The organism is Spirulina subsalsa FACHB-351 (assembly GCF_026130165.1).
Classification (GTDB): domain Bacteria; phylum Cyanobacteriota; class Cyanobacteriia; order Cyanobacteriales; family Spirulinaceae; genus Spirulina_A; species Spirulina_A subsalsa_A.
The window spans coordinates 24,926-39,288 of record NZ_JAIHOM010000044.1 but is presented as its reverse complement, the minus strand read 5'-3'; the positions used below and the strand labels follow the sequence as shown (position 1 = coordinate 39,288).

Sequence of the window (14,363 nt, the reverse complement as noted above, 5' to 3'; positions counted from 1 at the left end):
TAATCAAAGATTGTGCAAATCGATATTTTCTTAGCTTTGTTGTGGATATAGAGCCAGAGCAAATAGAACCAATTAATCCATCGGTCGGAATTGATCTAGGGATTAAAACTTTGGCGGTACTCAGTACAGGTGAAAAGTTTCAAAGCCCTGATTACTCCAAGCTGGATAAAAAGGTTAGGAAGCTACAACGTAAACTAGCAAGGCAGTCCAAAGGCTCTAATAGACGGCACAAAACTCGTTTAAAGATTGCCAAAAAACATAACAAGATTGCCGATACTAGAAACGATTTCCTGCATAAAGTCTCTAGGATTGTGATACGCAAGAACCAAGCTATCACTCTAGAAGATTTAAACGTTTCGGGTATGGTTAAGAACCGTAAACTCGCACGGGCAATTAGTCAGCAAGGATGGAGACAGTTTAGAACTCTTTGCGAATCTAAGGCTGAAAAGTATGGCAGAACATTCTCAACGGTCAGTAGATGGGAGCCCACTAGTCAGGTGTGCTCTCACTGTGGATACCAATGGGGAAAACTTGATCTTAGTGTGAGAACTCTTACTTGCCTAAGCTGTGGTACTACTCACGACCGCGATGATAATGCCGCTAAAAATATAGATCAAGTCGGGATGGGGCATCGCCACGACTCTAAACGGACACGGAGACAGAGTAAGACTGGTTCGCCAGCGTCAGTCGTTGAGGTGTCAAGAATCACCGTTGCTTCAGCACGGTGAGTATGTCAATGTTGTTTTTGGCTGGGAAATAACCATGAAATTTGGGGTGATTGTTTTTCCGGGTTCTAATTGCGATCGCGATATGGCCTATGTGACTCGTGATGTATTAGGACAATCCACGCGGATGATTTGGCATCAGGAGACGGATTTATCAGATTGCGATGTGGTGGTGATTCCGGGGGGGTTTAGTTACGGGGATTATTTACGCTGTGGTGCGATCGCCCGTTTCTCCCCCATTATGCGCAGTGTCAGAGAACACGCCCAACAAGGAAAGTATGTGTTAGGGGTGTGTAATGGGTTTCAGGTCTTAACGGAAGTGGGATTACTGCCGGGTGCTTTAGTGCGCAATCGGGATTTACATTTTATTTGCGATCGCGTCCCCTTAAAAGTCGAACGAACCGATCTCCCCTGGACTCAAGCTTACACCCCCCAAGAGGTCATCACCATCCCCATTGCTCACGGCGAAGGACGCTATCATGCCGATGAGGACACCTTAAAGGCCCTAGAAGATAATCAGCAAGTGGTGTTCCGCTACTGTGATGCTCACGGGAACTTAACCCCAGAAAGTAACCCCAATGGCTCCCTAAACCATATTGCAGGCATTGTTAACGAAACCGGAAACGTTTTAGGCATGATGCCCCACCCAGAACGAGCATCGGATCCCCTGCTAAAAGCCGTTGACGGGTTTAAACTATTTACAGGTTTACTATCCGTTCCATTGGCAATTTAGAATTAATCATGAACTGGCGAAAATGGTTTGCAATCTCCTTGGGTGTCGCCTTGTGTGTGAGCGCCCCTTATGTAGTAAGTTTGGCAAGACCCCCCCAGATGGGTGCAACCGTTAGCCAGTCGGCCACCTTGAGCGCCTTGGGACGCGCTCAGATTGTCTATCTCGGAGAAATCCATGATAATCCTGACCATCATGAGCAACAGTTGCGGATTATTGAATTTCTCCATCAAAGGAATCCTAAACTGGCGATCGCCTTGGAAATGTTTCAAAAACCTTTCCAACCTGTCCTAGACCGCTATTTAGCCGGAGAAATTAGCGAGGAAGAACTCCGAGAACAGAGCGAATATGATCAACGCTGGGGGTTTGATTGGGAATTCTATGCCCCCATCCTCCGCTATGCCAAAGCCCACCAACTGCCCGTAATTGCCCTGAATCCCCCCACAGAAATCACCCGGAAAGTGGCGAGAAACGGGCTAGAAAGCCTCTCCGGGGAAGATTTTGATTATATTCCCCCCCTCAACGAAATCGACACCAATCAGCCCGAATACCGCGAAAAAATCGCCCAAGTTTTCGCCCAACATGGCAGCCACGGCCATAGTTTATCCCTCGATAACTTTTTTGCGGCTCAAGTGTTATGGGATGAAACGATGGCACATACCATTGCTGAGTTTTGGCGCAATTCCCCCGAACGACAGATTATTGTTTTAGCGGGGAAAGGTCATATTTATCAAAATTATGGCATTCCGAGCCGCGTAGAACGGCGTTTAGGGGAGGATTTGGTTCATTATTCGGTGGGTTTTGTCCACCCCAGCGAGTGGGAAAATCGCCCCAGTGGGTTTGATTTATTGTGGCAGTATTAATAGGGAACGGGGAGCGGGGGAGCAGGGGAATTGATAATTGATAATTGATAATTGACAATTGATAATTATTCCCGATTCCCGATTCCCCATTCCCGATTCCCCATTCCCGATTCCCTATTCCTCGTGGCTCATGTTAACTCAAATTAAAGAACTTGCCGAAAACTTAGCCCCGCGACTGATTGAGATTCGTCGTCATATTCACGCCCACCCCGAATTGAGTGGCCAGGAATATCAAACGGCCGCCTATATTGCGGGGGTGTTGTCATCCTGTGGATTGCACGTTCAAGAAGCGGTGGGAAAAACAGGGGTAGTGGGAGAGTTAACCGGACAAGGCAAAGATCCCCGGATTCTCGCTATTCGGACGGATATGGATGCCTTACCGATTCAGGAGTCCAACGATCTGGATTTTGCCTCCCGGATTCCGGGGGTGATGCACGCTTGCGGCCATGATGTCCATTCGACGGTAGGATTGGGAACGGCGATGGTTTTATCTCAACTGCGCGATCGCCTCCCCGGAACCCTGCGCTTTATTTTTCAACCAGCCGAAGAAATCGCCCAAGGAGCAGGTTGGATGGTGCGAGACGGGGTAATGCGAGACGTTAGTAGTATTTTTGGACTCCATGTTTTCCCCTCCATTCCCGCCCGTTGTATTGGTATCCGTTACGGGGCATTAACGGCCGCCGCCGATGACCTAGAAATCTTTATTCAAGGGGAATCGGGACATGGAGCGCGCCCCCATGAAGCCAAGGATGCCATCTGGATTGCCGCCCAAGTGATCACCACCCTACAACAGGCCATTAGTCGCACCCAGAACCCCTTACGTCCTATCGTGTTAACCATTGGGCAAATTAGCGGGGGACGAGCGCCCAATGTGATTGCCGATCAAGTGCGTTTGGCCGGAACCGTGCGATCACTCCACCCCGAAACCCACGAAAATCTACCCCAGTGGATAGAGCATCTCGTCGCCAATGTCTGCGCCACCCACGAGGCCAAATACGAAGTCAATTATCGTCGCGGTGTGCCTTCGGTACAAAACGATACCGCCTTAACCCAATTAGTAGAAGCCGCAGCCCGAGAGGCCTGGGGTAACGATCACGTGCAAATCATCCCGGAACCCTCCCTCGGGGCCGAAGACTTCGCCATCTACCTGGAACAAGCCCCCGGGACAATGTTCCGTCTGGGCGTAGGGCAACCTGAACAAGTCAATCATCCCCTACACCACCCAGAATTCATGGTCGATGAGTCCGCCATTTTAACCGGAGTGGTGACATTAGCTTACGCCGCTTATAAATATTGGGAGAATGAGCAGAAATCCTAATGTTCAACCCTAACCGGAGAATCTCATCCCTGTTTTAAAGCCACTAAAGCCGCTTTAATCAAGTCATAAAACGGGGCTTGGGTAACATCGACTTCCCGAGCCGAATCCCGATTCTCCCCTAATAAACCCCGTCGTTGTCCCCGCACAACGGCTAATACTTTCCCCTGATCGTTGCGAATCCTCAATTCATTTAATGACTCCCACAAACTACAAGTATAACGCCGATTATTATAGTTAAAAGCAGCCTTTTTCACCGCTCCATTCTGTTCAGCCAAGATGGGAGATTGTCTCGTCTTAGGAGGTTCATGAATTGCCGTTTTCACTTCATTTTTAAGCGGCATCAACTGAGGATCAGCCGGACGAACACCTACAACTTCTAACTCTAAATTGGTTGCCCCATTAAAGGTATTTTCCTTTAATTTATACGCAATATCCACCCAAGTGGGTAAAGGACAATACTCGCCCCACCGCCAAGCAATGCCCTTAAAGTCTTTACTCCCTTGGGGAGTTTCCTGTTGAAAAGTAGCTTTTAAATGATTGCCCTTCACAACTTGCTGTTCCATGATCCGCACATTAGGGCTTAAAAAGATAGGGGTTTCATTGCCAATGCCCCAAGGTTGAAGACCCTCAATTTGTTGATATAAAAAGCTTTGTAATTGACTAAAACTGACCTCTACATCAATTTCAACTAAAGGTTTAAGATGATGGGGATCTAAACATTGGTGAGCAAATTCGCTCAAACGGGTTTTAAAGGCGGCCAAGGCTTCCGCTTTAAGACTAAATCCTCCCGCCGCTTTGTGTCCGCCATGTTTTTCTAAGACATCATCACAATAATTTAACGCTTGGGAGACATGAAACTCAGGAATCCCTCGGGCGGAACCGCGAATAATCGAGCCATCATCTTCTGAGGTGCAAATAAACACGGGAACTCCGTACCGTTCCACTAAACGAGAGGCTACAATTCCAATTACCCCATGATGCCAATGGGGTTGAAAAATGACTAAAACCCGGTCGTTTTGCCAGAGAATGGGTTCATTTTCGATTTTCTCAAGGGCTTCTAACTCAATTTGAGTACACATATCTTGTCGTTCTTGATTGCGTTGTTCGCAATACATCGCCCGTTCTAAGGCAATACCGGGGTCATCGGTGGTTAACAGTTCAATGACAATTTGTGGGTCGCCAATACGACCGACGGCGTTAATCCTGGGCCCGAGACGAAAACCAATGGCATCCGGCGGCATGGGTTTATTTTCGTTCCCCACTCCAGCCACCTGCATCAGGGCTTTAATCCCTTCTAAATTGGACTTGGGAAGCCGTTTTAAGCCCCGTTTAAGCCAGCGACGATTGACCCCCACTAAGGGGGCAAGGTCGGCAATTGTTCCGAGGGTGAAGAGTTCGAGAAGGGGATCAATGAGGCCTTTAGGGTGGCCCAGTTGTTGGGCGAGGGTGACGGCTAAAATATAGGCGACACCGACCCCAGCTAATCCGCAATAGGGGGAATCTTCTGGGATGAGTTTGGGGTTGAGAATGGCATCGGCCGGGGGAAGTTTGGGGGGGAGGTCGTGGTGGTCGGTGATAATGACACTGAGGCCTAATTCTACGGCTAGGGCGATCGCATCATAGGCCGCAATCCCATTATCCACCGTCAGAATCAACCCCACCCCCTGCTCGGCAAACTCCTTGACAATGCGTTTATTGATGCCATAACCGTCTTTCATCCGGCTGGGAATGGCATAGTCTACATCAGCCCCCAAATGACGCAACGCCCGAATTAACAAGGCCGTGCTAGTCATGCCATCGGCATCGTAATCTCCACAAATGGCGATTTTCTCCCCCTCTTCAATGGCATTGATCAACAAATCTACACTTTTCTGGAGGTCGGGGAATTCTTCTAAGGGAGGCGGCAATGACTCCGACTCCGGCTCCATATAAACTTGAGCCGCGTGGGGGGTGGTAATTCCCCGATTGAGCAGCACTTGAGCCAAAACGGGAGAAAGTCCGGTATTTTGCACCACTTCAGCAACGGCTTCTGGTTGAGCAGGGGCAATAATCCACCGTTGTTGGGGGAGTTTAGGGGTCATGAGTCTATTGCGGTCGTTTGCCTTCTGTTTATTTGCGGGCAAAATCTGAGGTTTGTCAAGTGTGGGGGCAATCTCTCGTTTTTTTCGCTATGATGGGAGTGTCTGCCAATTTCTCCTCTCCCGATCTCTGCTATGGCTGTTAAAAAACAATTCGCCAGTTTTGCCGAACTTTTGGCCACTACAGATAAACCCGTGCTGGTGGATTTCTACGCGACTTGGTGCGGCCCATGCCAGATGATGGCTCCGATTTTAGAGCAGGTGAGTCAACAATTAGGCGATCGCCTACAAGTGGTCAAGATCGACAGCGATAAATATCCCCGGCTTTCCTCACAATACGGCATTCAAGCGTTACCTACCTTAGTTTTATTCAAAAATGGCCAACCCATCGACCGCATTGAAGGGGTTATTCAAGCCCCCCAATTAATTCAACACCTCACAGGGGTATTGTGAACCACCCAAAAACGGCGGCGAGGGTGCTGCGACCATAACGGGTTCGTAGTTGCACTTTAGCGCCCAATCCACCCAGCACCAACCTAAAGTTAGCCGGGGTCGCCCGTTATGCCCGAAGGGTTAGCGGGTGGGGAATCCCGTAGGGTTAACGGGGGAGAACTTCAGTGCAGGCTGAACAATACAGGCTGAAGGTGAGGGCAATCAGTGAGCAAATCTTAAGCAGAAAAAAACTTATCTAGAAAACGACACCACCCAGAGCAGAAAGTGTTAGAATCTATCTGAAGAATGAAGAAAGATCGGTAACAAGGTTTGTTTTCAGTATTGCTTGGTTTTGTCCGTAAGATATTGACAGTCTGTTTTCCGAAATCTTGGTTCTTTTGTACTTGTACCGGTTGAGGACAACACCCCATGTCAATTTATGTTGGTAATCTTGATTACAAAGTTACTTCTGAGGATTTAACGGAAGTTTTCACGGAATATGGCACGGTTAAACGGGTTTATCTGCCTGTAAACCATGAGACTGGAACCCTGCGCGGGTTCGGGTTTGTGGAAATGGAAACGGAAGCTGAAGAAGCTAAAGCCATTGAGGACTTGGATGGTGCCCAATGGATGGGACGAGAGCTTAAAGTGAATCAAGCGCGCCCTCGGGAAAATAATAACAAAGGGGGAGGACGGAATTTTCAGAAGCGGAGTCGCTACTAAATCAGCCCGTCAGTGAAATGGCTTAACGCTTCTGGGGGTCATTGAACTAGAAATAGACTCACCAGAAGCTATTTGTTGTGTTAATGGAGTAATGTATTTTGGCTAAACGTCGCAACTTGAAAAAAGAGAAAGCCTCTCGAAATCAGTCTTACGCTCGACAGTTTCGGAAACACTCCTATCGTTCTTCTTCAAGAAATCAGCGTTTCTCTAGTCGCAATAACGCTAGCAATGGACAAAATGATGCTGAAACCAGCAATAGTTCTGATTCGTAAGTAGAGCGACTCTCGGAGTCTGGCTCTTGTATAATGATGATAAAAAGCTCCAACCGAGCAAATTTTTGTGAGGTTGGAGGCTTTGTCTTATTTAGGGCTTGCTGAATAACTCTACTCGTGGGGCTAGGGAGCAGGGGAGCAGGGGAATTGATAATTGATAATTGACAATTGATAATTATTTCCGATTCCCTATTCCCTATTCCCTATTCCCTATTCCCTATTCTTCGGATTAGAGCCTTATTTAGTAGACCCTATTTAGGGGTGAGGTTGTCCCGCGCCATGTTTTGATAAGCTAATTGAGCCGTGCCATAGGCGGCTTCTGTTTGGGGGGAAGACTGGACGGGAACGCAGAGATAGCGCTGTCGAATCGTTGTCCATTGGGGGTTTTTTGCTCCCCCTCCGGCCGTATAGACTTGGGTGAGGGGCGTTGCCCCCAGTTCCTGTAAGCGTTGGTAGCCTTCGGCTTCAAGGCGCGCCATGCTTTCCAGTAAGCCGTGGAGGAAGGCGACCGGATCATCAGGACGGGGACTGAGTTGGGGGGATAAATTGGGGTCATTGCGGGGAAAGCGATCGCCTTTTGTTAACAAGGGGTAGTAAGACAGAGGGCTGGTCTGATGGGGGTTAATTTGCTCGCTGAGGCGGCTTAACTCCTCGGGAGAGAAAAAATGAGCCAAAACCGCCCCCCCGGTGTTAGACGCGCCTCCTGTGAGCCACAGAGAGCCTAAACGATGGGAATAGACACCCGATGCCGCTTGATCAACTTTCTGAGAACTGAGCAGCTTTAACACGAGGGTAGACCCGAGGGAGGTTACGGCCTCACCGGGTCCAGTCGCCCCACTGGCCAGAAATGCAGCTATACTATCTGTTGTTCCGGCACAGATTTGACAGTCTGGGGAAAAAGAAAAGCGATCGCACCACTTCCCCAGAATTAGCCCTACAGAGCTACCAGGAGCCACAATCCGGGGCAAGAGCGCCCCCCAACGAGAAGAGGATAAAACGGGGGGATAGGCGAGATTTACCACGTCATAACCCAATTTAAGCGCGTTGTGATAATCACTAATTCCCAGTTTGCCGTGGAGTAAAAAAGCTAACCAGTCTGCTTGGTGGAGAAAATAGGCCGCTTGGGCAAAATAGGGCTGTTTTTGCCACCAGAGCAACTTAGCTAAACTGGATGTAGCACTATGGACAACGGGACAATGGGGTAACAGTTCTCCCACCGCCTCAACTTCCCCTTTGGCTCGCGGATCATTGTATAATAAAGGCTCTGTAATGGGTGTACCTTGGGCATCACAGAGTAGCACCGTCGCCGATGTGCCGTTCAGTGCGATCGCCCGAATCTCTGGACACCAATTCCGAGGAATCTCTGCCAGTAGTGCAATCAGGGTTGTCTGCCAGAGTTTGGGAAGTGCATCTTCACCGGAGAAAGTGATGTGAGTTTGATGAGCAATTGCCCCCGTCGCGTCAATTAAACAGCTTCTGGCTCCCGACGTGCCGAAATCAAGCCCCAAATATAAACCTTTCATACACTTTTCTCCTTTTCGCCCCCTTGTGACTTTACACTTTGAGGAAGAAACCCAATTCACTTAGGTTACTCCACTTTTGACCATACTCCTGCGGACAGGACTCATGGATATTCAATCCCACCAATTTATTTCATTCTTTGAACCTGAACAAGCCCATGAACTTTGTCAAATTGCCATTATTGAGCATTTTAAAAATCCCGCCACCATCTTTGAAGAAGGAGAAATTCCCGATTTTCTCTACTTAGTCTTAGAAGGAACAGTTCTGTTTCGTAAACACACCCAAAACGGTCATTATCAAATCGTTGCGAGAGCAATTCCTAACGAGTTTTTTGGTGAATTTGGTATCTTAGACGGACAACCTCGTAGCGCCCAGGCCGTCATTCAAGAAGAGGCGATTTTAGCCAAAATCCCCCGCAGTATACTCATGGAATTACTCAATAATACGAAAAGTGGGGTAGTCTTAAAATTATTCCGTTATGTGATTCATCGACTGCGCGTCACCACAGAAGAATATGTCAAACACCTCGCCCATAAAGAAAAAATGGTACTAATGGGGGAAATGGTTAACACCATCATTCATGATTTTAAAAGTCCATTGAGTGGGATTCATTTATCCAGTGGGATGATTCGAGAAATCCATGAAGACGACGAAACCTTGGAATGGTGTGATTTGATTCAAGCTCAAGCCGAGCGCATGACAGCAATGGCCGAAGAGTTGTTAGAATTTGCCCGAGGGAGTGCTGTTTTAGAAAAACGTCCGGTGAATCTTTTGCGGATGTTAGAACGATTTGAGAAACTGAATCGAGTTTATTTAACCCAACAAAATATACAGTTTGCAATTCACAGTGAAGCCTATTTAGTGATTAAAGCTGATGAAAATAAGCTGTTGCGTGTGATTCAAAATTTAGTCATTAATGCCGTTGAATCTTTTTGTCATCGTGGGGGGCAAGTGGTGATTAAAACTTTAGAAACTTCCACGGGGATACAAATCCAAATTCAAGATAATGGCCCCGGTATTCCTGAATCCATTCGAGAAACCTTTTTTGAGTCCTTTGTCACCCACGGAAAAAAAGGAGGGACAGGATTAGGGACAGCAATTGCTAAATCAATTATTGAAGGTCATGGGGGAACTATTCGTTTTGAATCTTCCCATGAAACAGGTACAATTTTCTTTATTGATTTACCTTGGGAATAGGAGATCATCCTGTTAGCTTCCTGATTGTTGTATTACCCTATTATGGTATCCCTAACCGAACAAATTTTAGGCCAACATCCCGATCCAGTGTTACAACGTCTTCGTCAAGCGGATCGAATTTGGCAGCAATTACGCACCGAAGAAACTAAGTTTTCGGAATTTGTCAAGGAAAGTTCACAAAACTTAGGGAAAAGCCCTTGGGATGTGGTGGTGAGTGGGGGAACTTTGGGGATCTTAATCGCGACCTCCCTCCAACAAAGAGGGTTTCGGGTAGCATTATTGGAACGGGGGAAATTGCGAGGTCGGGATCAGGAGTGGAATATTTCCCGTCAGGAATTGGCGAAGTTCCGAGAAATCGGACTGTTGAGCGAGGAGGAGTTAGAAAAGGCGATCGCCAGTGAATACAATCCTACCCGCGTCACCTTTCACCAAGGCGTTGAAATCTGGGTGAATAATGTCCTCAATATTGGTGTAGATCCAGTTTATCTGCTCGAAACACTGAAGCAAAAATTCTTAGCTTCTGGTGGGACTTTGTTAGAAAATACCGCTTTAAAAGGGGTAACAGTTCATCCAGATGGAGTCGTTTTAGACACAGGAGAAACAACCCTTTCGACCCGTTTGTTACTCGATGCAATGGGACACTTTTCTCCCATTGTTCAACAAGCCAGACAAGGGGAAAAACCCCAAGGAATTTGTTTAGTTGTGGGGAGTTGTGCCACAGGATATTCTGACAATACAACTGGGGATCTCATCGCGTCTTTTACCCCCATAGACCATCAATGTCAATACTTTTGGGAAGCCTTTCCCGCTAGAGATGGACGCACCACTTATTTATTTACCTATTTAGATGCAGATCCTGAGCGGTTTAGCCTAGAATTTATGATGGAGGAATATTTAAGACTCCTCCCCCAATATCAAAATATTGAACTTTCCCAACTAGAATTTAAACGCTTTTTGTTCGGTTTTTTCCCCGCTTATCGCAACAGTCCGGTTCAATTTCCTTGGTCGAGAATTCTCCCCGTGGGAGATAGTAGCGGCGCACAATCTCCGGTGAGTTTTGGCGGGTTCGGCTCGATGGTGCGTCATCTTAAACGGCTGACTTTGGGCATAGAAGAAGCCTTAAACGCCGATTTCCTGGATCAAAAATCCTTGGCACTCCTACAACCCTATCAGCCTAATATTATGGTGACATGGTTGTTTCAAAGAACCATGAGCGTTTCTATGGCTCAAAAAATTGACCCTAACCAAATTAATGGGTTATTAACAGGTGTTTTTCAGGTGATGGATGAATTAGGAGAAGAGGTTTTAAAGCCATTTTTACAGGATGTTGTCCGCTTTTCTGGACTGGCGAAAACTTTACCACGTGTTAATCCTAAGTTGGTGTTGCCTCTTTTACCCCAAGTGGGTTTAGGATTATTGCTCGATTGGTTATTTCACTATATTAATCTGGCTCTTTATACGGTTTTGTATCATCTCAGTTTGCCCCTAGAACCTTGGGTTAAACATTTATCCCCCCAATGGCAATACTATTATCATCGCTGGCGGGATGGGTGGCAATATGGCGCGGGTTTGGATGAGGAATCGTGATCGCGAAACAATTATCAATTATTAATTATTAATTGCTTTGTTGGGTTGTGCTGTCGCTTCACCCAACCTACAAATTGCTCAATAGTTATTAATTGTTCACGGTTAAGGGAATGACCTTAAATCGCGGTTGGGTTTATCGAGATATTGTCCGACCTGAGTATGGGGGATGGTCGGTGTTAGACTACTATAGCCAACTCTATCGCCATTCTAGTCGGGAGGTTTGGGGCGATCGCATTACCCAAGGACAAATCCGCCTCAATGACCACCCCACCACCCCCCACACCCGCTTAAAACCCGGTCAAATCCTCACCTACCACCGCCCCCCTTGGGTAGAACCCCCTGCCCCCCTCAACTTTACCCTCCTGGCCACCGACCCAGATTTTCTCGTCGTCGTGAAACCCTCCGGTTTACCCGTCCTCCCCGGCGCTGGTTTTTTAGAACAAACCCTCTGGTTTCAACTTCAGCAACAATACCCCGACATTGCCCCCATCCATCGTTTAGGACGGGGTACATCGGGGGTGATACTCTGGGCGAGAACCCCCCAAGGCAGGCAAATCCTCAGCCGTCAACTGCGACAAGGGGAGATGGTCAAAGAATACCGCGCCCTTGTGCCGGATTGGACCCACGGGGACTCCCTCACTATTACCCACCCCATTGGCAAAATTCCCCACCCCACCCTCGGCACCGTCTACGCGGCCACAACAGAGGGAATGAGGGCAGAAAGTCGGGTGCAATACTTGGGAAAACAAGAAACAGGGGTGCTTTTAGGGGTAATCATTCCCACGGGTCGCCCCCATCAAATCCGGATTCATTTAGCCGCCGTAGGTCATCCCTTACTAGGAGATCCCTTGTATCAACCCGGAGGGGGCTTAAACTTAACCCTTAACCCAGAAACCGCGACTTATGCCGTACCGGGAGATGGGGGCTATTACTTGCACGCCCACCGTTTGAGCTTCTTTCATCCCCAAACGGGTGAACATCTGACCTATGAAGCTCCCCCTCCTGCTTGGATTTCTGAGTTGAGAGTAGGGAATAGGGAATAGGGAATTGACATGAGAAACCGGGTTTTTGCTAGGGTGTATCGAGAAAACTAGACAATGAATGCAACCCGGTTTCTGGCTAAAGTTAGTCAAAGTTAGTCAATGACATTACACCCGGCTCCCCTGCTCCCCTGCTCCCCTGCTCCCCCTCTCCCGACTCCCGAAGTTATTCAGCAAACCCTACCTAGTGCCTAGTCTGTAAGCTCCACTACTTCCGGGGTGGGTAAATCCTTGAATAAAGGTGTGCTTAAATAGCGTTCTCCGAAACTGGGCTGAATCATAACAATTAACTGGCCTGCATTTTCTGGCCGTTTTGCGAGTTGGATGGCTGCACAGAGGGCCGCACCACTGGAAATTCCCGAAAGTAATCCTTCTTCCCGCGCTAAACGACGACTATAGGCGATCGCCTCATCATCCGAAACCGGAATCACCTCATCAAGTAATTCTGTCTGTAAAACCGGGGGAACAAATCCGGCACCAATTCCCTGAATCTTATGGGGGCCAGGGTTTCCACCGGAGAGAACCGGACTATTAGTAGGTTCTACTGCGATCGCCTTTAACTCCGGTTTCCGTTCCTTCAAAACCTTTGCCGTTCCAGTAATTGTCCCCCCAGTTCCCACACCTGCCACAATGAAATCTACCTTGCCCTCAGTATCCTGCCAAATCTCCTCAGCCGTCGTTTCTGCGTGAATTTTGGGATTGGCCGCATTATTAAACTGCTGCAACATATAAGCATGACTCACCGTATCAACAATTTCCTGCGCTCGTCGAATGGCTCCTTTCATCCCTTCTCCCCCCGGAGTCAATTCCAACTGAGCGCCATAAGCTTGTAACATCGCTCGTCGCTCCAAACTCATGGTTTCCGGCATGGTGAGGATTAAACCATATCCTTTCGCCGCCGCCACCATTGCTAAACCAATACCAGTATTGCCAGAAGTCGGTTCAACTAGGATCGTCTCCCCAGCTTTTATTAATCCCTCTTGTTCCGCCGCTTCAATCATACTCACACTGATCCGATCTTTCACTGAGGCTGTGGGGTTCATCCCCTCTAATTTCACCACAATTTCCGCCACACAACCCTCCGCTTGGGGAATCCGATTTAAGCGCACGAGGGGCGTTTTCCCCACTAATTCGGTGATATTATTGGCAATGGTCATAGCTTTTATCCTGATCCGGTTAATTAACGCTACAGTTCGGGTCAACTCGCACTTTTTCACCCTTGATACAGTGAACGAGAAGGAATCAATTGGCGAGTTTTCATACCATTTTTGGACTGAAGCGCTATTATTTTACCGCGACTATTCCAAGATTTATATTAACTTTATTTAAATAAAGTTAAATCGCCATATAACTAATATCAGATTACGCCAAATATATTAAAATTTTCTGTAGTTTTGACACAAGACAGAATGAAATTTTTATGATTGCCTTAATACCCCTTCTAATCAAACGAGACACTTATGCCAGCTTGGAATGATTCAATGAAGATCGGAATTCCCGAAATTGATCAGCAACACAAGCAGTTGATTGATCAAATGGATTTATTAGTGCAAGCATTGCGCAATAATCAGGGCAAGGCAGAAGTACAAAAGATTGTCTCTTTTTTGGAAGTTTATGTGAACGAGCATTTTGGGTTTGAGGAAGAATGTATGCACCGTTATCGCTGTCCTGTAGCGTCTCAAAATAAGAATGCTCATCAAAAGTTTATCCAAAACTTACGGGAAATTCAAGTCGAGTTAAAACATAATGAACCTAGTCTCCTAGTTGTTTTAAAAGTCAACGAAAATCTACTAGATTGGTTTATTAATCATATTCGCAAAATTGACACTCAATTACAACCCTGTATGATGAATGGTGTCCCCTCTTCTAGGGAGTAG

General features: G+C 47.3%; 13 protein-coding genes. 10 read left to right on the top strand and 3 right to left on the bottom strand.

The features are described from left to right. The 4 genes from K4A83_RS10785 to K4A83_RS10770 all read left to right on the top strand — a co-directional run. A partial coding sequence (locus K4A83_RS10785; RefSeq protein WP_265264541.1) for an RNA-guided endonuclease InsQ/TnpB family protein occupies nucleotides 1-728 on the top strand: 728 nt, incomplete at its 5' end. Nucleotides 729-762: 34 nt separating this feature from the next. Beyond that, nucleotides 763-1,458 (top strand): phosphoribosylformylglycinamidine synthase subunit PurQ, encoded by a 696-nt coding sequence (purQ, locus tag K4A83_RS10780; RefSeq protein WP_265264540.1) that lies wholly within the window; start codon nucleotides 763-765, stop codon nucleotides 1,456-1,458. A gap of 8 nt (nucleotides 1,459-1,466) precedes the next feature. Beyond that, nucleotides 1,467-2,318, top strand: coding sequence for a ChaN family lipoprotein (locus tag K4A83_RS10775; RefSeq protein WP_265264539.1), 852 nt, complete (start codon nucleotides 1,467-1,469; stop codon nucleotides 2,316-2,318). A gap of 130 nt (nucleotides 2,319-2,448) precedes the next feature. Next, nucleotides 2,449-3,636, top strand: a complete 1,188-nt coding sequence (locus K4A83_RS10770; protein WP_265264538.1) for a M20 family metallopeptidase — start codon at nucleotides 2,449-2,451, stop codon at nucleotides 3,634-3,636. Nucleotides 3,637-3,659: 23 nt separating this feature from the next. On the opposite strand, the gene recJ is transcribed toward K4A83_RS10770, so the two are convergent. Further along, nucleotides 3,660-5,717, bottom strand: coding sequence for a single-stranded-DNA-specific exonuclease RecJ (gene recJ, locus K4A83_RS10765; RefSeq protein WP_265264537.1), 2,058 nt, complete (start codon nucleotides 5,715-5,717; stop codon nucleotides 3,660-3,662). Nucleotides 5,718-5,849: 132 nt separating this feature from the next. Between recJ and trxA the strand changes: the two genes are divergently transcribed. Then, the gene (trxA, locus tag K4A83_RS10760) at nucleotides 5,850-6,167 is read left to right on the top strand and encodes a thioredoxin (RefSeq protein ID WP_265264536.1); all 318 of its coding nucleotides are present in this window, start codon (nucleotides 5,850-5,852) and stop codon (nucleotides 6,165-6,167) included. A 408-nt stretch (nucleotides 6,168-6,575) separates the two neighbouring features. Further along, a complete protein-coding gene (locus K4A83_RS10755) occupies nucleotides 6,576-6,869 on the top strand; it encodes an RNA recognition motif domain-containing protein (protein WP_265264535.1) in 294 nt (97 codons plus the stop codon). Between the two features lie 523 nt (nucleotides 6,870-7,392). Here the strand turns inward: K4A83_RS10755 and K4A83_RS10750 are convergent. Then, nucleotides 7,393-8,664 (bottom strand): FGGY-family carbohydrate kinase, encoded by a 1,272-nt coding sequence (locus tag K4A83_RS10750; RefSeq protein ID WP_265264534.1) that lies wholly within the window; start codon nucleotides 8,662-8,664, stop codon nucleotides 7,393-7,395. Between the two features lie 103 nt (nucleotides 8,665-8,767). Here K4A83_RS10750 and K4A83_RS10745 point away from each other — a divergent pair, with 103 nt between their 5' ends. The 3 genes from K4A83_RS10745 to K4A83_RS10735 all read left to right on the top strand — a co-directional run bounded on the left by K4A83_RS10745 (nucleotide 8,768) and on the right by K4A83_RS10735 (nucleotide 12,489). Then, nucleotides 8,768-9,859: an ATP-binding protein gene (locus K4A83_RS10745; protein WP_265264533.1), complete on the top strand. Its 1,092-nt coding sequence runs from the start codon at nucleotides 8,768-8,770 to the stop codon at nucleotides 9,857-9,859. A gap of 42 nt (nucleotides 9,860-9,901) precedes the next feature. Next, nucleotides 9,902-11,446, top strand: coding sequence for an FAD-dependent oxidoreductase (locus K4A83_RS10740; RefSeq protein ID WP_265264532.1), 1,545 nt, complete (start codon nucleotides 9,902-9,904; stop codon nucleotides 11,444-11,446). 110 nt (nucleotides 11,447-11,556) lie between these two features. Further along, nucleotides 11,557-12,489 (top strand): pseudouridine synthase, encoded by a 933-nt coding sequence (locus K4A83_RS10735; protein ID WP_265264531.1) that lies wholly within the window; start codon nucleotides 11,557-11,559, stop codon nucleotides 12,487-12,489. Between the two features lie 188 nt (nucleotides 12,490-12,677). Here the strand turns inward: K4A83_RS10735 and cysK are convergent, their stop codons facing one another. Further along, nucleotides 12,678-13,643, bottom strand: a complete 966-nt coding sequence (gene cysK / locus K4A83_RS10730; RefSeq protein ID WP_265264530.1) for a cysteine synthase A — start codon at nucleotides 13,641-13,643, stop codon at nucleotides 12,678-12,680. Nucleotides 13,644-13,946: 303 nt separating this feature from the next. Here cysK and K4A83_RS10725 point away from each other — a divergent pair, with 303 nt between their 5' ends. Further along, entirely contained in the window at nucleotides 13,947-14,363 is a 417-nt protein-coding gene (locus K4A83_RS10725; RefSeq protein WP_265264529.1) for a bacteriohemerythrin, read from the top strand.

Bases quoted from the DNA above. Each gene is read 5' to 3' on its own strand.
- purQ (WP_265264540.1), top strand. From the start codon at position 763: ATGAAATTTGGGGTGATTGTTTTTCCGGGTTCTAATTGCGATCGCGAT.
- K4A83_RS10775 (WP_265264539.1), top strand. From the start codon at position 1,467: ATGAACTGGCGAAAATGGTTTGCAATCTCCTTGGGTGTCGCCTTGTGT.
- K4A83_RS10770 (WP_265264538.1), top strand. From the start codon at position 2,449: ATGTTAACTCAAATTAAAGAACTTGCCGAAAACTTAGCCCCGCGACTG.
- recJ (WP_265264537.1), bottom strand. From the start codon at position 5,717: ATGACCCCTAAACTCCCCCAACAACGGTGGATTATTGCCCCTGCTCAA.
- trxA (WP_265264536.1), top strand. From the start codon at position 5,850: ATGGCTGTTAAAAAACAATTCGCCAGTTTTGCCGAACTTTTGGCCACT.
- K4A83_RS10755 (WP_265264535.1), top strand. From the start codon at position 6,576: ATGTCAATTTATGTTGGTAATCTTGATTACAAAGTTACTTCTGAGGAT.
- K4A83_RS10750 (WP_265264534.1), bottom strand. From the start codon at position 8,664: ATGAAAGGTTTATATTTGGGGCTTGATTTCGGCACGTCGGGAGCCAGA.
- K4A83_RS10745 (WP_265264533.1), top strand. From the start codon at position 8,768: ATGGATATTCAATCCCACCAATTTATTTCATTCTTTGAACCTGAACAA.
- K4A83_RS10740 (WP_265264532.1), top strand. From the start codon at position 9,902: ATGGTATCCCTAACCGAACAAATTTTAGGCCAACATCCCGATCCAGTG.
- K4A83_RS10735 (WP_265264531.1), top strand. From the start codon at position 11,557: ATGACCTTAAATCGCGGTTGGGTTTATCGAGATATTGTCCGACCTGAG.
- cysK (WP_265264530.1), bottom strand. From the start codon at position 13,643: ATGACCATTGCCAATAATATCACCGAATTAGTGGGGAAAACGCCCCTC.
- K4A83_RS10725 (WP_265264529.1), top strand. From the start codon at position 13,947: ATGCCAGCTTGGAATGATTCAATGAAGATCGGAATTCCCGAAATTGAT.